This window comes from Pseudomonas sp. FW306-02-D09B (assembly GCF_058782685.1).
The window spans coordinates 37,324-55,475 of record NZ_JBYSXY010000021.1 but is presented as its reverse complement, the minus strand read 5'-3'; the positions used below and the strand labels follow the sequence as shown (position 1 = coordinate 55,475).

The following is an 18,152-nucleotide window of genomic DNA, read 5'->3' as shown; positions in this document are numbered from 1 at the left end:
CCACCAAGACCCGGCCCGCTCCGAGGTCTACTCCGCTGCCAGCAGCATCTCGGTCTGGGCGGTCAGGCCCATGAAGCGTCGAACACGTTCGCCGGTCTGCTTGTTGCGTATGGCATACGGGCTGGCATCCAGCTGAACATTCCCGTTTTCCATGAAGATCACCCGATCGGAAATCGACATCGCGAAGTCCATCTCGTGGGTCACGATCAGCATGGTCATGCCTTCTTTGGCCAAATCGCGGATCACATTCAACACATCGCCCACCAGTTCCGGATCGAGGGCCGAAGTCGGTTCGTCGAACAGCATGATCTTCGGTTCCATGGCCAATGCCCGAGCAATCGCTACCCGTTGTTGCTGACCGCCGGAAAGCTGATGCGGATACTTGTGCGCGTGAGCCAGCAGTCCGACCTTGTCCAACAACGCATAGGCGCGTTGTTCACTCAAGGGTTTTGCGCTGCCGTGGAAGCGCGGTGCCAGAGTAATGTTGTCGAGAATGCAGCGATGGGGAAACAGGTTGAAGTTCTGGAATACCATCCCGATATGCCGCACGCCACTACGAACCTTCGCGCTGTTGGGGGTGTCGTTGGAACCGATGAAGCTTTCGCCAAATAGCATGATCTCGCCTTGATCAATACTTTCCAGTCCATTGATGGTGCGAATCAACGACGTTTTACCTGAGCCTGACGGGCCGATGATTGAAATCACCTGACCACTGCCGACAGTCAGGTCGATGCCCTTGAGCACTTCGTGATTGCCATAGCGCTTGTGGATCTTCTCCAGTTGTAGAACGGGTACCGCACCGCGATTGACTGGGAGGCCGGCAGTGCTGGTCAGCGGTTGGGATTGGGCCTTGAGTCGGCTTACGGCGGTTTCGTCTAGGGTTTGCGGCTTGCGTTGGTTCAGATCCAGATGGCGCTCCAGTCGCTGCAAAAACCAGCCGAACACGCTCACGATAAACACGTAATACACCGCTACCGCACCGAGGGTTTCCATGACCAGGAAGTTCTGCGCGTACAGGCGCTGGCCGACGGTGAGCAGTTCGGTCAGGGAGATCACCGAGATCAGCGACGTCAGTTTCACCACCGTGATGTATTCGTTGATCAAGGTCGGCAGGGAAATGCGAAAAGCCTGAGGAATCACGATCAAACGCTGCAAGCCCAGGAAGCCGATACCCAGCGCGCGCCCGGCCTCTTTCTGACCCTTGGCGACCGAAATCAGGCCACCGCGATGGATCTCTGCCATATACGCCGCTTCGGTGATCACCAGCGCGAACAACCCGGAGTAGAAGGGGTTGGACAGGACCGAGCCGGTCATCGGGAATAACTGCGGCAGGTTGTAGACGAAGACCACCAGCACCAGCAGCGGAATGCTGCGGAAGAACCAGATATAAGCGGTCGCCGGAAGTCTGAGCCAGACCGAAGTCGACAGTTTGGCCGAGGCCAGTAGAAAACCAAGAAGCATGCCGATGAACCAGGCCAGGGCACTGAGTTCGATTACGGTGACGCAGGCTTGCCAGAAGGCGGAGTCAGCGAACAGGGAGAAAAAGTACGTCCAATCGAATTGCATAAGTACCTCGAACCGCATTGAAATCTTCGCGGGTAAGCCGCTCCCGCGCTGGGAGCGGTACTTTTGTAGGCGCGTGCTGGCCCGCGAAGGGGCGTCGCCTTAGTTGGACGCTTCTTCCAGGTTGTACTTCTTCAGGATAGCTGCGTAGTCACCGCTTTTTTTCGCACCATCAAACGCCTTGAGCAGCGCCTGATAGGTCTCCTCGTTGCCTTTCTTGACGAAGATGCCGAGGGTTTGCGGATAGACCAGATGCTGGGAGGTGACCACCACACGACCGTTGGTGTGTTCGGCGATCATCTTCGCTGCGCCGGCGATTTCCATTTGGGCCTGGATATTTTTCGACAGCAGGGCCTGGGTCACTTCCGGTGCCGACGGGAACTCGCTGACAGTGATGGCGCCCTTGTTGTTCGGCACGCAATAGTCGGTCGAGAGTTTCTTCAATTGAGCGACCCAGGTGGTGCCTTGTTCCAGCCCGACTTTCAGGCCGCAGAGGTCCTCCGGGGTTTGCGCATTCAGACCGCTGTCTTTCGGTGCCATGATTGCCGCGCCCGTCACCGCGTAGCCAATGGTCATCGCTTGAGTCTGACGCTCTGGCGTGATGTACATGCCGGAGATGATCGCGTCGTAGTGCCCGGAGTTCAGGCCGGAAATCAGATTGGGGAACTTGGTATCGACGAACTCCGCCTTGGCTTGCATCTGCTTGGCGAGGGCTTGAGCCAGTTCCGGATCGGAGCCGACGATATTTTTCTGGCTGTCATAGGACTCGAACGGCGGATAGGTGATTTCCATGCCGATTTTCAACTGGCCCGGTGTGGCGGTGGAAGCCATGCTGGCGGTTGCACAGAACAGGCTGGCGGCGAGCAGGGACAAACGGGCAGCACGGTTATTTTTGTAAAGCATTTTCGGTGACTCCGATTAGAAAGTAGTGGCCGACAGCAATGATCAGGACGGTTGTGTCTGATTTTTCAGGTGCCCGAAGCTCGAAGGCTTACGCGCCTTCTCCGGCAACGTGATTTCTCCGTTTTCCACCCGCTTGCGCAGGTATTGGTAAGTCTGCAGCGCCTGGCTGTACATGTGTTCGCCAATGGCGATCTGCTCATACTCTTGCCCGGTCTTGGCGAAGCCCGGCAGGGGTTTGATCTGGGTATGGAAGTCGCAGGCATAGAACAGCGGGAAGGAGTAGCGCTCTTCGCTGACACTGCGGACACGGTGAGCCGTCGCAACGAATGCACCCGCGGTCATGACTTCGAGCATGTCGCCGATGTTCACCACGAACGCCCCTGGAATAGGCGGTGCATCGATCCACTGGCCAAGATTGTTCATCACCTCCAGCCCGGGTTTGTCTGCCAGCAAAATGGTGAAGCACTCGTAGTCGGTATGTGCACCAATCCCGGGTGCATCCTGAGCCGTGCCGTCGAACGGGTAGTGGATCAGCCGCAACTTCGAGGGCGGCCGGGTGACCATGCTGTCGAAATAGTCTTCCTCCAGGCCCAATGCCAGGGCGAAGCCCCCGAACAGCCGTCGACCGAGGGCGAAGATCGCGGCGTAGTAGGCCTGCACGGCTTCCTTGAAACCTGGCAGTGACGGCCATTCATTCGGCCCGAGCAGCGGCGTGTTAGCCAGCACCAGCGGATCGTTTTCCGGGACTTCGAAGCCGATGTCGAAGGCTTCCTTATGATCCGGTTTGCCCTTGGCGTAAACCTCTTCACCTTCCGGGACAAAGCCCTTGTGGGTCTTCGAGGTGCCGATGTAGTGCTGCATCTTGGTTTCCAGGGACTGATCGAAATAGTCCTTGGCTGCCTGGCGCAAGTTGGTGATCAACTGCGGATCGATGCCGTGGCTGGTGATATAGAGAAAGCCGACGTCACTGGCGGCCACCCCGAGCTGCTCTGCGACGACTAGCCGATGTTCCCGTTCGATGCTGAACAGACCGGCGATATCCACCACCGGAATGCTCTTGAAGTTCGCTTGGGGCGTAGTGTTATTGATCTGCTCGGACATGTTGCAAGCACCTCACGCGAGGGTTGAGTGATTGAAGCGATCGAAGTGTTCGCGCTCTGTGTTGGCCATCCAGATATTCAGCGACCACAGGTCGGCGACCGGCACATTGGTGAAGGGCAAGTGGTGCAAATAGCCGTCGGCACCGAACTCAGGCGTCAGGGTGCTGACCTGATAGCCGCGAGCCTGCTGGGAGTGCCAGATGGCTTCCCAGTGCTGCTGATGGAAGGCCAGTTCCCGGGCGTATTCCGGGGCGGCGGGATGGGGAACCTGCGGGCCTTGGTCATAACCGACGCGGGCCTGGATATGGTGTACGCGCTCGACGAAGGCACTCAGATCATCCGCCGGATCATTCAACAACCGCTCGCACGTCACGACCCAATGGCTGATATCGCTGGTGAACCGCAGGTCGGGTAGCTGCCGGATCAGTTCAAGCGTCAGCCAAGGGTTGAACAGTGACCGTGAGCGGTGGGTTTCGAAACTGCAGAATTGCCCGTGCTTGCGTGCAAGCGCCATGGCCTGGCCGAAGAACTCCACCTGCTGCGACAGCGGCCAACGGTCATTGCCGGCCAGCACATTGACGAAGCGTGGATTAAGCTCGGCAGCCCAAGTGAGTTTTTTGTCCAGGTCAAGAAGGTGTTCGGTGGGCGACGCGGATTGTTCCGGCAGCACGTCATAAGCGGTAAACACGGTGCTGATGTAAGCCAGTTCATTGGCTTTTAGAAAGGCGCCGAACTCGGTTCGTTCGCGGACGTCCAACGGCAGGCGAGCTTCCATGCCATCGAAGCCGGCTTCCAGCAACTCGTCGAGCGCCTGGGCCTTGCTCGCGCTATAGCCCCAGAGGGTACGAAATATTTCCAGTTTCATCGGTGAACCTCCACGACGCCTTCAACTACTCAAGGCTCGACGCCGGTGCATGACCGAATCGAGCTGTTATGGCAGTAGCAAAAGGTGTTCATGAGTCGGATCTCGGTGTATCCGCTCTCACTTACGTCGCTGTCAGCTTTTATTGTTATTAGGACCGCAGTGCGGTTACAGGTCACGTTGGTGCCGATGGTAGACATGGGGTGAAACAGAGAAAAATAGGAAACCCCAAATTGTTACTTCAGGATTTTATAAACAAATAGGCGCCTATCAATACTCGCTGCTTTCGTGAGCATTTCACCGGATATGCTATCGTTGCGGCATCATCCATGACGATCAACGAGAATTCCCGCATGAAGCTGGCTGTCTGGACGACAGAACGCATTGCTGGCTGGAAGCAGCTGCTGCTGGCCGGCCTTTTCTGTTTGTTGAGCCTTCCTGTATTCGCTGAGTTGCAGGCGCCACCGAGCATGGCTGATCAGCGCGCCATGTCGGTTACTCAAGTGGTGTTGGGAATCCTCAGCTACGCTCGCTGGCCGGTGGAGCCAGCGCAATTGCGTTTGTGCGTGGTCGGTCCCACCGAGTACACCGACGATTTAGTCAAAGGCACCACTCAAGCCACGGGGCGTCCGGTGGTCGTTCGGCGACTGTTGGCCAATTACCCGGCGATCGCCAGTGAGTGTGACGCAATCTACATCGGTAAACTGACCAATGAAGAGCGCAGCACGCTCTTCGCTTCTTTGACAGGCCATCCGGTGCTGAGTATCAGCGAGGGGGGCGATCAATGCACGGTAGGCAGCCTGTTCTGCCTGCGGGTCAGTGACCATCAAGTCTCGTTTGAGGTCAACCTCGACTCGGTAGCCCGCAGTGGTGTGCGCATTCACCCCAGCGTCTTGCAACTCTCTCGCCGTAAAGCGGCGGCCCCATGAACCTGTTCAGGTCCGGCAACCGCCCAACTTTGCAATCGGTCATTGGCCGTGGACACCTGATCGTTGCGCTGGTTGGCGTGGCCATGGCCAGTCTGTCCCTGACCTTGCTCGGGGTACTGGCCTTGCGGGTGTATGCCGATCACAACCTGCAGCTGATTGCCCGTTCGATCAATTACACGGTGGAAGCTGCAGTGGTGTTCAACGACAGCGCGGCGGCGACCGAAGCGCTGGCGCTGATCGCGTCCACAGAAGAAGTGGCCGATGCCCAGGTGTTCGATGAAAAGGGCCAACTGCTCGCTCGTTGGCAGCGACCGGAAACCGGTCTGGTTTCCGAATTGGAAATGCAGATCGCTCGATCGCTTCTGGAAAAGCCGATCAACATACCGATCCTCCATCAAGGTCAGGAAATCGGCAGCATCCTGCTGACCGGGCATGGCGGCAGTCTGATGCGCTTTTTGCTCAGCGGTCTGGCCGGGATTGTCTTGTGTACGGCGGTTAGCGCCTGGGTCGCGTTGTATCTGGCACGCCGTCAGCTACGCGGGATTACCGGCCCACTGCGCAGCCTGGCCGAGGTCGCTCACGCCGCGCGCCAGGAGCGGGTCCTCGATCGTCGTGTGCCGCCAGCACGCATTGCCGAACTCGACAGTCTGGGCAATGACTTCAATGCCTTGCTTGATGAGCTGGAGTCCTGGCAAACCCACCTGCAAAGCGAAAACGAAACGCTGGCCCACCAAGCCAGTCATGACAGCCTCACCGGTTTGCCGAATCGGGCGTTTTTCGAAGGTCGACTGATTCGCGCGTTACGTAATGCCAACAAACACGATGAACGGGTTGCCGTGCTGTTTCTCGATAGCGATCGGTTCAAGGGTATCAATGACAACTTCGGCCACGCTGCTGGCGATGCCGTGCTGGTTGCCGTGGCAACCCGAGTCCGGGCGCAATTGCGTGAAGAGGATCTGGTCGCCCGCTTGGGCGGTGACGAGTTTGCTGTGCTGTTGACGCCGTTGCATAAAACCGAAGACGCCGAACGAATTGCCGAAAAGATCATCGCCAGCATGGAGCTGCCGGTTCAGTTGCCAGGCGATACCCAGGTGTTGACCTCACTCAGCGTTGGCATTGCGATTTATCCTGAGCATGGCGCCACACCCGGTACCCTGCTCGATGCCGCCGATGCGGCAATGTATCAAGCCAAACGCCTCGCCCGAGGCGGGCAATACACGGCCGGGTCGGAGCACCTTGTCGCCAATGTTCAAACCAGGAGTTAACAGCCTTGTTTTCACTGACCCAGCGTTCCCTGCGATTCTTTACCTTTACCTTTACCTTTACCTTTACCTTGCTCATGGCCGTGCTGGCAGTGAGCGGTTGCCAGACCGCGCCGCAAAAAGGCCTCAGCCCGGCGCAGATCGTGGTGCTTAAACAGCAGGGTTTCGAATTGACCGAGGAGGGCTGGGCCTTCGGTTTGTCGGGCAAGGTGTTGTTTGGCAGCGACGTTGATCACTTGAACCCGCAAAGCACCGAAATCGTTGAGCGAATCGGTAAGGCATTGCACGGTGCCGGCATTGAGCGCGTGCGGGTCGATGGTCACACCGACGGGTCGGGTAAAGAGGCCTATAACGAGCAACTTTCCCTTCGCCGCGCCAAGAGTGTCGGCGCGGTGCTGACCAGCGTTGGCCTGCGCGAGGAGAACATTCGACTGCGCGGCCTTGGCAGCGCCGAGCCGGTGGCATCCAACACCACCACCGCCGGACGCACCGAGAATCGCCGGGTATCGATTGTGGTGATCGCGGACTAGTCGGCGAAGTGCATCGTGCGGGTTTCCTCCCATCAATAGCGCTTGATTCTGCTCTGTCACTTCACGGATGCATTTGCATGTCATAAGCCGGGTGTGTCCCGGTTTCTATCGACGTGCCTTAACTCTGATTCATTCGATAGACCATTGCGCTCCAGTAACGGTTGCCATTGCGTTTCTGGCGAGTCCATCCGGCAGCCTCCAACTGCTTGGCGATCATTCGATTCATGACTCCATGACCGAGCAACAGGACCGGGCCTGCGCTCGCAAGGGATCGAAGTTGTTGAGCGGCCTCGTTGGCCCGAATCCTGGCCTGACGGAAAGACTCGACCGTCCCTGAAAAGCCGCATAACCATGAGACTCGAAGGATAAATGCCCACGTAAACGGTGAAAGACGCGGCAGCGTCCAGCGGCCATGGGGCAACTGCGCCTCGCAGAAAATCGCGTCTACCAGGGTGGGCTGAAGGCCCAACGCCCGAACGGATGTCAGAGCCCGAGGCGCACTGCTCGATACAATCACTTGGGCGGTAGCGGCCAGTTGCACACTCGCCTCTGGGGCGGGCTGGTTGATGATTTCGGATAGATTGTATTGCTCGATCCAGCGTTTCATATCAAGCGCTGAAACCTTGTTGGTCACGGCCAGATTCGGCTGCCCATGGCGCATCAGGATGATCTCCCTGCTCATGTGTTTACGTCCTTGTTTTACTGCCCAAGAAGTGTTGAAAATGCACCCGGCGGGCATTTGAAGCATGGTGATCGTGCCGGTATAAACCGCACATTGAGGCGTGAGATTATCATCTGGACGTTAGGTGAAGGGAGCGACAATTGCGGCTTGCGTGAACGAGCCCCATACCCCCAAAGGCACCTGCCAATGCTCTTCGATGTCACAAGTTGCGTACCAATCCCTGTCACAAAACCTTGGCAAAGGCCTGCTGACCTCGTTACGACGCCGCTACCTGATTCCTTGAGAGGTTGTCAGTCGGCGAAGTGCATCGTTCGGGTTTCCCCCATCAATAGGGCCTGATTCTGTTCGGTCACGGCGCGGATGTAGTCCCACAACAACGTGATTCGCTTGAGCTTGCGCAGATCCTCGCGGCAGTACATCCAGAACTGCCGGGTGATGTTGATTTCCTCCGGCAGCACCGGCAGCAGTCGTGGATCCTGGGCCGCGAGGAAACACGGCAGAATTGCCAGTGAACGGCCTTGCTGCGCGGCCACGAATTGCGCAATTACGCTGGTGCTGCGCAGGTTGGCGCTGGCGCCGGGCAGTACATTCGCCAGGTACAGCAGCTCCGAGCTGAATGCCAGATCGTCGACATAACTGATGAACTGATGCTTGCCCAAATCTGCCGGGCGGCGGATGGGCGGGTGTTGGTCGAGGTAATCCTGGGTCGCGTACAGCTGCAAACGGTAGTCGCAGAGTTTGCAGCAGACGTAAGGGCCGTGTTCCGGGCGTTCCAGGGCGATGACAATATCTGCCTCGCGCTTGGACAAGCTGATGAAGTGAGGCAGCGGCAGGATATCTACCGAAATCGCCGGATAGGCATCGACGAAGTGGCTGAGCTGCGGGGTGATGAAAAAACTCCCGAAACCCTCGGTGCAGCCCATCCGCACATGGCCGGATAACGCCACGCCCGAGCCGGACACCTGCTCGCACGCCATGTGCAGCGTGCTTTCTATGGATTCGGCATAACCCAGTAAACGCTGGCCCTCGGCGGTCAATACAAAGCCATTGGTCCGTGATTTTTCGAACAACAATGTCCCCAATGCACCTTCCAGCGAACTGATCCGCCGTGACACGGTGGTGTAATCCACGGCCAGGCGTTTGGCAGCGCTGCTGGCCTTGCGGGTACGGGCGACCTCGAGGAAAAACTTCAGGTCGTCCCAGTTCAACGAGCCTAACGATGTGATGTTTTTTTGCATGTTGGACCGGCTTTTATGTGCGTTCTTATTAGAAGTTTGCACATCTATACTCCAAAAACAGTCCGACAACCAACTCGCGACACACGCCTCATCACAAGGCGACTTTTCTCGCCTTGGCTCCCTGCATAACAACAAGTCCAGGAGACCGTCATGAACGCATCGCTCACGCCAGAAACCACTGTGCAAAAGGTCAAGCTGTTGATCGACGGTCAATGGGTCGAGTCCCAGACCACCGAGTGGCACGACATCGTCAATCCGGCAACCCAGCAAGTGCTGGCTAAAGTGCCGTTCGCTACGCCTGCGGAAGTCGACGCTGCGATCAGCGCCGCTCATCGCGCTTTCCAGACCTGGAAGCTGACGCCGATTGGCGCGCGGATGCGCATCATGCTCAAGCTTCAGGCGTTGATTCGCGAGCACTCCAAGCGCATCGCCGTGGTCCTCAGCGCCGAGCAGGGCAAAACCATTGCCGACGCTGAAGGCGATATTTTCCGTGGCCTGGAAGTGGTCGAGCATGCGTGCTCCATCGGCAGCCTGCAAATGGGCGAATTCGCTGAAAACGTCGCGGGCGGTGTTGATACCTACACCCTGCGCCAACCGATCGGTGTCTGCGCCGGTATCACGCCGTTCAACTTCCCGGCGATGATCCCGCTGTGGATGTTCCCGATGGCCATCGCCTGCGGCAACACCTTTGTGCTCAAACCGTCCGAACAAGACCCGATGTCGACCATGCTGCTGGTGGAACTGGCCATCGAGGCGGGCATTCCAGCCGGCGTGCTCAACGTGGTTCACGGCGGCAAGGATGTGGTGGACGCGCTCTGCACCCACAAAGACATCAAGGCCGTATCGTTCGTCGGTTCGACGGCAGTCGGTACTCACGTCTACGACCTGGCCGGCAAACACGGCAAACGCGTGCAATCGATGATGGGCGCCAAGAACCACGCGGTGGTACTGCCCGATGCCAATCGTGAGCAAGCTCTCAATGCGCTGGTCGGTGCCGGCTTCGGCGCCGCCGGTCAACGCTGCATGGCCACCTCGGTGGTGGTGCTGGTGGGCGCGGCCAAGCAGTGGCTGCCAGACCTCAAGGCATTGGCGCAAAAACTCAAAGTGAATGCCGGCAGCGAGCCGGGCACTGACGTTGGTCCGGTGATTTCGAAACGGGCCAAGGCGCGGATTCTTGATCTGATCGAAAGCGGCATCAAGGAAGGCGCAAAACTGGAGCTCGATGGTCGTGATATCAGCGTCCCGGGGTACGAAAAAGGCAACTTTGTCGGCCCGACCCTGTTCTCCGGCGTGACCACCGACATGCAGATCTACACCCAGGAAATCTTCGGCCCGGTGCTGGTGGTGCTGGAAGTCGACACTCTCGATCAGGCTATTGCGCTGGTCAACTCCAACCCGTTCGGTAACGGCACCGGCCTGTTCACCCAGAGTGGTGCGGCGGCGCGTAAATTCCAGAACGAAATCGACGTCGGCCAGGTTGGCATCAACATCCCGATCCCGGTGCCGGTTCCGTTTTTCAGCTTCACCGGTTCGCGGGGCTCCAAGCTCGGCGACCTCGGTCCGTATGGCAAGCAAGTGGTGCAGTTCTACACTCAAACCAAGACCGTCACCAGTCGCTGGTTCGACGATGACAGTGTCAATGACGGTGTGAACACAACCATCAATTTGCGTTAAGGAGCCGGACATGAAAATCGCTTTTATCGGTCTCGGCAATATGGGCGCGCCGATGGCGCGCAACCTGATCAAGGCTGGCCATTCGCTGAACCTGGTCGACCTGAACAAAGCCGTACTCGCAGAACTGGCGCAACTGGGCGGCACTATCAGCGCCACGGCGCGTGAGGCAGCCCAAGGCGCAGAACTGGTGATTACCATGCTGCCGGCCGCTGTCCATGTGCGCAGCGTCTGGCTGGGTGAAGATGGCGTGCTGGCCGGGATCGCCAAGGGCGTTCCCGCCGTGGATTGCAGCACCATCGACCCGCAGACCGCCCGCGATGTCGCCGCGGCGGCGGCCAAGCAAGGTGTGGCCATGGCGGATGCGCCGGTTTCCGGCGGCACCGGTGGCGCTGCGGCCGGGACGCTGACCTTCATGGTCGGCGCCACGCCGGAATTGTTCGCCACCCTGCAACCGGTACTGGCGCAGATGGGCCGCAACATTGTGCATTGCGGTGAAGTCGGCACCGGGCAAATCGCCAAGATCTGCAACAACCTGTTGTTGGCGATTTCCATGGTCGGCGTCAGCGAAGCCATGGCCCTGGGTGATGCCCTAGGCATCGACACCAAGGTGCTGGCGGGGATCATCAACAGTTCGACCGGTCGTTGCTGGAGTTCGGAGATGTACAACCCGTGGCCGGGTATCGTCGAAACAGCACCGGCATCGCGTGGTTATACCGGTGGTTTTGGTGCCGAATTGATGCTCAAGGACCTCGGGCTGGCGACTGAAGCTGCGCGTCAGGCGCATCAACCGGTGATGCTCGGCGCGGTGGCTCAGCAGCTGTATCAGGCGATGAGTCAGCGTGGCGAAGGCGGCAAGGATTTCTCGGCAATCATCAACAGCTATCGCAAACCCTGATAGGGGGCGGGACTGTGGCGAGGGAGCTTGCTCCCGCTTGGCTGCGAAGCAGTCGTCAATCCTGAACACGCGGCGTATCTGACAAGTAGAATTGGCTTCATGGGTCCGCTTCGCGAACCAGCGGGAGCAAGCTCCCTCGCCACAAAAGCCGCGCTCGCCACAAGTGCGGCGCATTCCAATAGATATCTTTCCGAGAGCCCACGTCGGGTGGACTCTCGGTTTTTTATTGCTGAATCAGGCGAAAACGAAGTACTTGCGTACGGTCTCGACCACTTCCCACGTACCTTTCATGCCCGGCTCAATGACGAAAATATCACCCGCGCGCAGATGGATCGGTTCCATGCCGTCCGGGGTGATCACGCAGTAGCCTTCCTGGAAGTGGCAGTATTCCCACTTCACATACTCCACGTACCACTTGCCGGGTGTGCAGATCCAGGTGCCCATGATCTTGCTGCCGTCTTCGCTGGTGTAGGCGTTGAGGTTGACGGTGTGCGGGTCACCTTCGAGTTTCTCCCATTTGCAGGCGTCAAGCACTGGCAGTGGATGGGTATCGCGAAGAACGGTAATGGGTTTGGACATGCTGACTCCGAGCGTTAGGCAGGACTGAAGTCGCACCCTATAGCGCCCGGCTCGGTGTCAGTTGTCTGTGCTCGACACTCAGCTGTCCAGAAACGCGCTATCGATCAAACCCGCTCAAGCGGACAGTCAGATTGAGCCTGCTTCAGGCTGGCTTCGAACTCAGTCAATTGCATGTATTGGCGGGCCAACGCTGTAATTCTGTCCGCCAACTCCTGCTTTTTATCGGCAATCGCCTGATGCGCCAGATGCCACGGCAGTGCCTGCCCGTGTTGACCCTGAAGCACCGCCTGCAATTCCTTTAGCCTGAACCCCAGTTGTTGAGCGCATTTGATGAAGGTCAATAGCTCGACGCTCTGCTGATCATAGAGGCGGTATTTGCCTTGGCGTTGCGCGGGCGGCAAGAGACCGATGTCCTCGTAATGGCGAATGCTTTTGACGGTCGTGCCCGACAGTTGCGCGGCTTTGCCGATGAACATGAAAAATCCCTTTTTGTGAGTGTCTCCGTTGATCCGCGCGATTATCCGCGAGAGTCAGCCAGCACCGATAGCCTGCGCCTGCATGAGCCAGAGTTCCCGTTGATGCTCACTCGAGCCCAGGATCGGGCCGAAGGTTAGGGTTTTTAGCGGTGTGATGCCGCAGAACGCCAGTGTGGTTTTGCGCATCTGATGCAGTCCGGGCATGCGATAGATCCAGCGGTAGTACCAGGGCGGGGTATCCATGGTTACCAGCAAGTCGGCTGTGCGCCCGTGCAGGAGTTTGTCCGGGAAGGCTTTGCCCTGGCGGTACTTGAAGGCGAAACCGGGAAGAAATGTTCGGTCGAAAAAGCCCTTGAGTAACGCCGGAATCGCCCCCCACCAGATCGGATAGACAAAGGTCAGGTGTTCCGCCCAGATGATATCCGCCTGAGCTTTCAGCAGATCGTCTTCCAGCGGCTGAATCTGTTGATAGCCCTCGCGCAATATCGGGTCGAACCTCAAGGTTCCCAGGCGCAACTCACGGACCTCATGCCCGGCGTTTTTTGCCGCCTGTACATAGCGGTCGGTGAGGGCGCCGCAGAAACTGTGGCTTGATGGATGGCCGAGAATCACCAGTATCCGTTTGCTCATCACTTCGTCCCTGGGTAGCAAAGCGATAAGGATAAAGTCGGCCCCTTGGGGGAGAGTCAAGCATCGCCCAGGTGCCTGTTTCGGGCATTGAAATTTTCACCCGCTAAACTTCAGGTTCTTGGCAGTAAGTGCGAAACATTTGGGCGTTCCCGACGGATTTCGCAAGAATCTTCACAGGCATCACTCGTATCATTCACGCGAGAGTTGTCGAGAGCTATGCAATGAAAAAAACAATGTCGTGGTGGGATATCAGCCCGCCCTTAAGCACCGCAACACCGACGTGGCCGGGTGATACGCCGTTTCAGGAAGAGCGCGTCTGGACCTTCGGGCCTGAATGCCCGGTGAATGTCGGCCGCATCACCCTGTCTCCCCACACTGGCGCCCATGTCGATGCGCCACTGCATTACAGCGCTGACGGCGCGGCCATCGGCGATGTATCGCTGGATGTCTACATCGGTCCGTGTCGCGTCTTGCATTGTCTGGACAGTGGTCGGCTGGTTCAGCCCGGGCAACTGGAAGGACGCCTTGCCGATCTGCCCGAGCGCGTCTTGCTGCGCACTTATCAACAGGCGCCGCTGACGGCCTGGGATCCGGATTTCACGGCAGTCGCCAAGGAAACCGTCGACCTGCTGGCGAGCCTTGGCGTGCGGTTGATCGGTATCGATACACCGTCGCTGGACCCTCAACAGTCCAAGACCATGGATTCGCACAACGCAGTGGCCCGCCATGGCATGGCGATTCTCGAAGGCATCGTGCTCGATGACGTGCCGGAAGGCGACTATGAACTGATTGCGCTGCCGCTGCGGTTTGCCAACCTGGACGCCAGTCCGGTCAGGGCTATTTTGCGTCCACTGAACAAACCGCCACTTGAGGAGCCTGCTCAATGAGCCAATGTCCCTATTCTTCAGATCAGTCACCTTCAAACCCGCCAGAAGAATGGCATAACGCCGAGCTGAATTTTTCCGACTCCATGAGCTACGGCGATTACCTGGATCTGGGGAAGATTCTCAGTGCCCAGCACCCCTTGTCGCCGGACCATAACGAGATGCTGTTCATCATCCAGCATCAGACGTCCGAACTGTGGATGAAGCTGATGCTGCACGAGCTCAAGGCGGCTCGTGAGCATGTCAGGCTGGGAGAGTTGCCACCGGCGTTCAAGATGCTGGCGCGGGTCTCGCGGATCTTCGATCAGCTGGTGCATGCCTGGACGGTGTTGGCGACTATGACGCCGACCGAATACCACGCGATCCGGCCGTTTCTGGGCCAGTCATCGGGCTTCCAGTCGTTCCAGTACCGCGAGATCGAATTCATCCTCGGCAACAAAAGTGCAACGCTGTTGCGTCCGCATGCGCACCGGCCGGAACTGTTGGCGGAGCTGGAAAAGGCGATTGCCACACCGTCGCTGTATGACGAGGCGATTCGGTTGATGGTCAGTGCAGGATTGGCGATTGATCCGCAGCGCTTCGAGCGCGACCCGGCCAGCCCGACCGCTTATGACGCCTCGGTCGAAGCCGCCTGGCGTGTGGTCTACACCGACCCTTCGCAGTATTGGGACCTGTACCAGTTGGCGGAGAAACTGATCGACCTCGAGGACTCGTTCCGTCAATGGCGCTTCCGCCATGTCACCACGGTTGAGCGGATCATCGGCTTCCAACCGGGTACCGGCGGCACCGAAGGTGTGGGTTATCTGCGCAAGATGCTCGACACCGTGCTGTTTCCGGAGTTGTGGCGCGTGCGTTCGACCCTCTGACCCGAGATACAAAAAAGCCCCGGCATTCATCGAATGCCGGGGCTTTTTGTCGACTGGCTGAAGGCTATTAAGCGACCGACAACGCACGAGTCCGTGCAACCCGAATCCGGTAGAACACGAACAGGATCAGCACCCAGACCGGGATCGCGTAGACCGACGCACGCACCCCGGGAATCAACAACATCACGTAGATGATCATGGCCATGAACGCCAGGCACAGGTAATTGGTGTACGGCGACCAGAATGCCTTGAAGCCCGGGACGATGCCGCGTTGGCCCATGGCCTTGCGAAACTTCAGGTGCGTCAGGCTGATCATCGCCCAGTTGATCATCAACGAAGCGACCACCAGCGCGAACAGCAACTCGAGCGCTTCATTCGGGGCGACGTAGTTGACCACCACACACAACATCGTGATCAGCGCCGATACGCCCAGCGCCAGTAACGGCACCCCCTGTTTGTTCAGCTTCATCAGCGCTTTGGGTGCATCGCCTTGTTCCGCCAGGCCGTAGAGCATCCGGCTGTTGCAGTAGACACCGCTGTTGTAGACCGAGAGCGCCGCGGTCAACACCACGAAATTGAGGATTTGCGCTGCGGTGTTGCTGCCGATCAAGGCGAAAATCTGTACAAACGGACTGCCGCTGTAGGCATCGCCGGAAGCGCCCAGTGTCTGAAGCAGTTGGTCCCATGGGTACAACGACAGCAGCACGGTGAGTGCACCGACGTAGAAGATCAGCACGCGGTAAACCACCTGATTGATCGCCTTGGGAATGACCTTCCTCGGCTCGCTGGCTTCGGCGGCAGTGATGCCGACCAGTTCCAGGCCGCCAAAAGAGAACATGATGAACGCCATCGCCATCAGCAAACCGTTGGTGCCGTTGGGGAAGAAACCGCCGTGACTCCACAGGTTGCTTACCGAGGCCTGCGGGCCGCCGGTGCCGCTGACCAGCATGTAGCAGCCGAGGGCGATCATGCCGATGATTGCCACGACCTTGATGATGGCGAACCAGAACTCCATTTCACCGAAGACTTTGACGTTCATCGTGTTGATCAGGTTGACCAGTACGAAGAACACCGCCGCGCTGACCCAGGTCGGGACCTCGGGCCACCAGAACTGCACGTATTTGCCAACGGCTGTCAGCTCGGCCATGCCCACCAGCACATACAGCACCCAGTAGTTCCAGCCGGACAGGAAGCCGGCAAAACTACCCCAGTAGTTGTGCGCGAAATGACTGAAGGACCCGGCGACCGGCTCCTCGACAATCATCTCTCCCAGTTGGCGCATGATCAGAAAGGCGATAAAACCGGCAATGGCATAGCCGAGGATCATCGACGGGCCTGCCGATTTGAGCACGCCGGCGGAGCCGAGAAACAGCCCTGTACCAATCGCGCCGCCCAGTGCGATCAGCTGAATATGCCTGTTTTTCAGCCCCCGCTTCAGTACGCCCTGTTGCAGTTGTTCATCCGCCATCTGGATACCTTCTAGTTGTTATGGTCAGGCTTTGTTGCAGGTCGACAGCTTATTCAATTGGCGCGCGTTTGTGAGCCTCAAACGTTACTTTCAGTGAACTTTTCGTAATACAGCTGCACGTTGTCGAGGGTTTGATCCTGCAACCAGCTCTTGATCGACTCGACCATCGGCGGTGGCCCGCAGACGTACATGTCGACTGCGGCATCGCGCAGTTTGCTGGCATCGAAATGCTCGGCAATGTAGCCGCGTTTTCCCTCCCAGTCCGCTGATGGATCGCTGACCACCGGCGTATAGCGAAACCCTGGAATGCGTTGAGCATAGGCACTGATCCGTTCGCCTTCGCACAGATCGGCCGCGTCCCGTACACCGTAGTACAAATGCACAGGCAGCTCGCAACCGCGCGCGACGATTTCGTCGAGCATCCCCAGCAGCGCGGACAGTCCGGTGCCGCCGGCCACCAGAATCAGCGGCCGGGCGATGTGGCGAAGATAAAACGCGCCCAACGGTGCCTCCAGAGCGATTTCATCGCCGACCTGGCAGCGCTCACGAATGTAATTGCTCATCACCCCGTCGGGTAACAGGCGAATCAGAAATTGCAGCTGATTGCTGCTACTTGGGCGGTTGGCGAAGGAGTAGGAGCGCTTGCTCATGGTCCCTGGAATCAACAGGCGCGCATATTGCCCCGGCAGGAAATCCAGTGGCTGGGTGGCCGCGCCCAAATCCAGATGGAGGATCGCGGTGCTGGCCGAGACCTGACGCACATGCGTGACCATACCGCTGAGCTGTTCAGGCCCCGCGGCATTGCACAGGCTGGAAGCAAAGTCGAAATAAAACGCGGCGTCGGACTTCACTCGGGTCTGACAAGTCAGCATTTTGCGTTGTTGCAGGTCGAGGCTGGAAAGGGCTTCCTCATCCACATAATCCTGGCTGTAGTCGCCGGATTCGCAGCGGCCCTGACAGGTTCCGCAGACACCCTCGCGGCAATCCAGCGGAATATTGATGCCGTTGCGCAGGGCGGCATCGAGCAATATTTCGTTGGCCTGCACGGGAAAAAACAGTGTTTTGCCGTCGGCAAAACTGAACGCGACCTTGTGGTTCATGCCCCGGTCTCCATAGCTTCAGAGGTGGTAGAAATCGAGCACCGAGTTGATGGTGTCGTTGAGCAGCAACACGTGTTTGCGGGTAATCAGCCAGCTGTCTGCGTGAGGCTTGAGGCGATAGGTCGCGTTCCCGTAGAACTGCTCGGAGGTGGCCAGGCGATAAAACAAGGTGTGCCAGTTCAGCCGCACCTCCAGCTCACCGGCTTCGAGTTCGCTGATCCGCACGTTGTTGATCAGGTGCAGGGTGCGCGGCATCGGCGTGGCCGAGGCAGCCTTGCCGGTGCGCAGGCGGAATACACGGTCTTCCAGGCCCGAGCGATTGGCGTAGTAGATCAACGACATTTCGCGCTTGGGGTCACGGGTGTAGACGTGTTCGGAGTCCCATTGCGGCAGGTGAAACTCACTCTGCTCGTCGAAGAGCTGGAGGTAGGCGTCCCAGTCCTTGGCGTCGCAGAGTTCGGATTTACGGTAGAAAAACTGCTCGATCTGATACTGCAATTGCGGATTCATG

At 58.3% G+C, this 18,152-nt stretch carries 19 protein-coding genes; 7 read left to right on the top strand and 12 right to left on the bottom strand.

Annotated elements, in window-relative coordinates:
* Positions 1 to 27: 27 nt before the first annotated feature.
* The 4 genes from AC3WK5_RS26085 to AC3WK5_RS26070 form a co-directional block, all read right to left on the bottom strand.
* Entirely contained in the window at positions 28 to 1,566 is a 1,539-nt protein-coding gene (locus tag AC3WK5_RS26085) for an amino acid ABC transporter permease/ATP-binding protein (RefSeq protein WP_103319014.1), read from the bottom strand.
* 99 nt (positions 1,567 to 1,665) lie between these two features.
* Positions 1,666 to 2,466, bottom strand: coding sequence for an ABC transporter substrate-binding protein (locus AC3WK5_RS26080; protein WP_103319013.1), 801 nt, complete (start codon positions 2,464 to 2,466; stop codon positions 1,666 to 1,668).
* Between the two features lie 42 nt (positions 2,467 to 2,508).
* Positions 2,509 to 3,567 carry an isopenicillin N synthase family dioxygenase gene (locus AC3WK5_RS26075; RefSeq protein WP_103319011.1) on the bottom strand — a complete coding sequence of 353 codons (1,059 nt, stop codon included), beginning with the start codon at positions 3,565 to 3,567 and terminating at the stop codon, positions 2,509 to 2,511.
* A gap of 12 nt (positions 3,568 to 3,579) precedes the next feature.
* The gene (locus AC3WK5_RS26070) at positions 3,580 to 4,431 is read right to left on the bottom strand and encodes a sugar phosphate isomerase/epimerase family protein (protein WP_103319009.1); all 852 of its coding nucleotides are present in this window, start codon (positions 4,429 to 4,431) and stop codon (positions 3,580 to 3,582) included.
* A gap of 350 nt (positions 4,432 to 4,781) precedes the next feature.
* Here AC3WK5_RS26070 and yfiR point away from each other — a divergent pair, with 350 nt between their 5' ends.
* The 3 genes from yfiR (at position 4,782) to yfiB (ending at position 7,149) form a co-directional block, all read left to right on the top strand.
* Positions 4,782 to 5,357, top strand: a complete 576-nt coding sequence (gene yfiR / locus AC3WK5_RS26065) for a regulatory sequestration protein YfiR (RefSeq protein WP_054594133.1) — start codon at positions 4,782 to 4,784, stop codon at positions 5,355 to 5,357.
* Entirely contained in the window at positions 5,354 to 6,622 is a 1,269-nt protein-coding gene (gene dgcN, locus AC3WK5_RS26060; RefSeq protein WP_103319007.1) for a diguanylate cyclase DgcN/YfiN, read from the top strand. Before yfiR ends, dgcN begins: the two co-directional genes overlap by 4 nt.
* Before the next feature lie 74 nt (positions 6,623 to 6,696).
* Positions 6,697 to 7,149, top strand: a complete 453-nt coding sequence (yfiB, locus tag AC3WK5_RS26055) for an outer membrane lipoprotein YfiB (protein WP_081013854.1) — start codon at positions 6,697 to 6,699, stop codon at positions 7,147 to 7,149.
* A gap of 118 nt (positions 7,150 to 7,267) precedes the next feature.
* On the opposite strand, the gene AC3WK5_RS26050 is transcribed toward yfiB, so the two are convergent.
* Positions 7,268 to 7,831: a histidine phosphatase family protein gene (locus AC3WK5_RS26050; protein WP_103319005.1), complete on the bottom strand. Its 564-nt coding sequence runs from the start codon at positions 7,829 to 7,831 to the stop codon at positions 7,268 to 7,270.
* A gap of 290 nt (positions 7,832 to 8,121) precedes the next feature.
* Entirely contained in the window at positions 8,122 to 9,069 is a 948-nt protein-coding gene (locus tag AC3WK5_RS26045) for a LysR family transcriptional regulator (protein WP_054594129.1), read from the bottom strand.
* Between the two features lie 150 nt (positions 9,070 to 9,219).
* Here AC3WK5_RS26045 and AC3WK5_RS26040 point away from each other — a divergent pair, with 150 nt between their 5' ends.
* Positions 9,220 to 10,743: a CoA-acylating methylmalonate-semialdehyde dehydrogenase gene (locus tag AC3WK5_RS26040; protein WP_103319004.1), complete on the top strand. Its 1,524-nt coding sequence runs from the start codon at positions 9,220 to 9,222 to the stop codon at positions 10,741 to 10,743.
* Between the two features lie 10 nt (positions 10,744 to 10,753).
* Complete coding sequence (gene mmsB / locus AC3WK5_RS26035; RefSeq protein WP_103319002.1) at positions 10,754 to 11,638, top strand: 3-hydroxyisobutyrate dehydrogenase; 885 nt, start codon at positions 10,754 to 10,756, stop codon at positions 11,636 to 11,638.
* Between the two features lie 234 nt (positions 11,639 to 11,872).
* On the opposite strand, the gene AC3WK5_RS26030 is transcribed toward mmsB, so the two are convergent.
* The 3 genes from AC3WK5_RS26030 to AC3WK5_RS26020 form a co-directional block, all read right to left on the bottom strand.
* On the bottom strand, positions 11,873 to 12,217 hold the full coding sequence (locus AC3WK5_RS26030; RefSeq protein ID WP_019691702.1) for a cupin domain-containing protein: 345 nt from the start codon (positions 12,215 to 12,217) through the stop codon (positions 11,873 to 11,875).
* 104 nt (positions 12,218 to 12,321) lie between these two features.
* Positions 12,322 to 12,693, bottom strand: coding sequence for a MerR family transcriptional regulator (locus tag AC3WK5_RS26025; RefSeq protein ID WP_103319001.1), 372 nt, complete (start codon positions 12,691 to 12,693; stop codon positions 12,322 to 12,324).
* Positions 12,694 to 12,747: 54 nt separating this feature from the next.
* Complete coding sequence (locus AC3WK5_RS26020; protein WP_177474891.1) at positions 12,748 to 13,323, bottom strand: NAD(P)H-dependent oxidoreductase; 576 nt, start codon at positions 13,321 to 13,323, stop codon at positions 12,748 to 12,750.
* Positions 13,324 to 13,544: 221 nt separating this feature from the next.
* Here AC3WK5_RS26020 and kynB point away from each other — a divergent pair, with 221 nt between their 5' ends.
* Both kynB and kynA read left to right on the top strand, forming a co-directional pair.
* The gene (kynB, locus tag AC3WK5_RS26015) at positions 13,545 to 14,210 is read left to right on the top strand and encodes an arylformamidase (RefSeq protein WP_103318997.1); all 666 of its coding nucleotides are present in this window, start codon (positions 13,545 to 13,547) and stop codon (positions 14,208 to 14,210) included.
* The gene (kynA, locus tag AC3WK5_RS26010) at positions 14,207 to 15,073 is read left to right on the top strand and encodes a tryptophan 2,3-dioxygenase (RefSeq protein WP_103318995.1); all 867 of its coding nucleotides are present in this window, start codon (positions 14,207 to 14,209) and stop codon (positions 15,071 to 15,073) included. The genes kynB and kynA overlap by 4 nt, the downstream gene beginning before the upstream one ends.
* A gap of 67 nt (positions 15,074 to 15,140) precedes the next feature.
* Here the strand turns inward: kynA and AC3WK5_RS26005 are convergent, their stop codons facing one another.
* The 3 genes from AC3WK5_RS26005 to antB all read right to left on the bottom strand — a co-directional run bounded on the left by AC3WK5_RS26005 (position 15,141) and on the right by antB (position 18,151).
* Positions 15,141 to 16,541 (bottom strand): amino acid permease, encoded by a 1,401-nt coding sequence (locus AC3WK5_RS26005; protein WP_103318994.1) that lies wholly within the window; start codon positions 16,539 to 16,541, stop codon positions 15,141 to 15,143.
* Between the two features lie 77 nt (positions 16,542 to 16,618).
* Positions 16,619 to 17,641 carry an anthranilate 1,2-dioxygenase electron transfer component AntC gene (gene antC / locus AC3WK5_RS26000; protein ID WP_103318992.1) on the bottom strand — a complete coding sequence of 341 codons (1,023 nt, stop codon included), beginning with the start codon at positions 17,639 to 17,641 and terminating at the stop codon, positions 16,619 to 16,621.
* A gap of 18 nt (positions 17,642 to 17,659) precedes the next feature.
* A complete protein-coding gene (antB, locus tag AC3WK5_RS25995; protein WP_103318990.1) occupies positions 17,660 to 18,151 on the bottom strand; it encodes an anthranilate 1,2-dioxygenase small subunit in 492 nt (163 codons plus the stop codon).
* Position 18,152 lies beyond the last annotated feature (1 nt).

What these genes read in the sequence shown, in the direction of transcription:
- AC3WK5_RS26085 (WP_103319014.1), bottom strand. Translation starts at nt 1,566, where the DNA reads ATGCAATTCGATTGGACGTACTTTTTCTCCCTGTTCGCTGACTCCGCC.
- AC3WK5_RS26080 (WP_103319013.1), bottom strand. Translation starts at nt 2,466, where the DNA reads ATGCTTTACAAAAATAACCGTGCTGCCCGTTTGTCCCTGCTCGCCGCC.
- AC3WK5_RS26075 (WP_103319011.1), bottom strand. Translation starts at nt 3,567, where the DNA reads ATGTCCGAGCAGATCAATAACACTACGCCCCAAGCGAACTTCAAGAGC.
- AC3WK5_RS26070 (WP_103319009.1), bottom strand. Translation starts at nt 4,431, where the DNA reads ATGAAACTGGAAATATTTCGTACCCTCTGGGGCTATAGCGCGAGCAAG.
- yfiR (WP_054594133.1), top strand. Translation starts at nt 4,782, where the DNA reads ATGAAGCTGGCTGTCTGGACGACAGAACGCATTGCTGGCTGGAAGCAG.
- dgcN (WP_103319007.1), top strand. Translation starts at nt 5,354, where the DNA reads ATGAACCTGTTCAGGTCCGGCAACCGCCCAACTTTGCAATCGGTCATT.
- yfiB (WP_081013854.1), top strand. Translation starts at nt 6,697, where the DNA reads ATGGCCGTGCTGGCAGTGAGCGGTTGCCAGACCGCGCCGCAAAAAGGC.
- AC3WK5_RS26050 (WP_103319005.1), bottom strand. Translation starts at nt 7,831, where the DNA reads ATGAGCAGGGAGATCATCCTGATGCGCCATGGGCAGCCGAATCTGGCC.
- AC3WK5_RS26045 (WP_054594129.1), bottom strand. Translation starts at nt 9,069, where the DNA reads ATGCAAAAAAACATCACATCGTTAGGCTCGTTGAACTGGGACGACCTG.
- AC3WK5_RS26040 (WP_103319004.1), top strand. Translation starts at nt 9,220, where the DNA reads ATGAACGCATCGCTCACGCCAGAAACCACTGTGCAAAAGGTCAAGCTG.
- mmsB (WP_103319002.1), top strand. Translation starts at nt 10,754, where the DNA reads ATGAAAATCGCTTTTATCGGTCTCGGCAATATGGGCGCGCCGATGGCG.
- AC3WK5_RS26030 (WP_019691702.1), bottom strand. Translation starts at nt 12,217, where the DNA reads ATGTCCAAACCCATTACCGTTCTTCGCGATACCCATCCACTGCCAGTG.
- AC3WK5_RS26025 (WP_103319001.1), bottom strand. Translation starts at nt 12,693, where the DNA reads ATGTTCATCGGCAAAGCCGCGCAACTGTCGGGCACGACCGTCAAAAGC.
- AC3WK5_RS26020 (WP_177474891.1), bottom strand. Translation starts at nt 13,323, where the DNA reads ATGAGCAAACGGATACTGGTGATTCTCGGCCATCCATCAAGCCACAGT.
- kynB (WP_103318997.1), top strand. Translation starts at nt 13,545, where the DNA reads ATGAAAAAAACAATGTCGTGGTGGGATATCAGCCCGCCCTTAAGCACC.
- kynA (WP_103318995.1), top strand. Translation starts at nt 14,207, where the DNA reads ATGAGCCAATGTCCCTATTCTTCAGATCAGTCACCTTCAAACCCGCCA.
- AC3WK5_RS26005 (WP_103318994.1), bottom strand. Translation starts at nt 16,541, where the DNA reads ATGGCGGATGAACAACTGCAACAGGGCGTACTGAAGCGGGGGCTGAAA.
- antC (WP_103318992.1), bottom strand. Translation starts at nt 17,641, where the DNA reads ATGAACCACAAGGTCGCGTTCAGTTTTGCCGACGGCAAAACACTGTTT.
- antB (WP_103318990.1), bottom strand. Translation starts at nt 18,151, where the DNA reads ATGAATCCGCAATTGCAGTATCAGATCGAGCAGTTTTTCTACCGTAAA.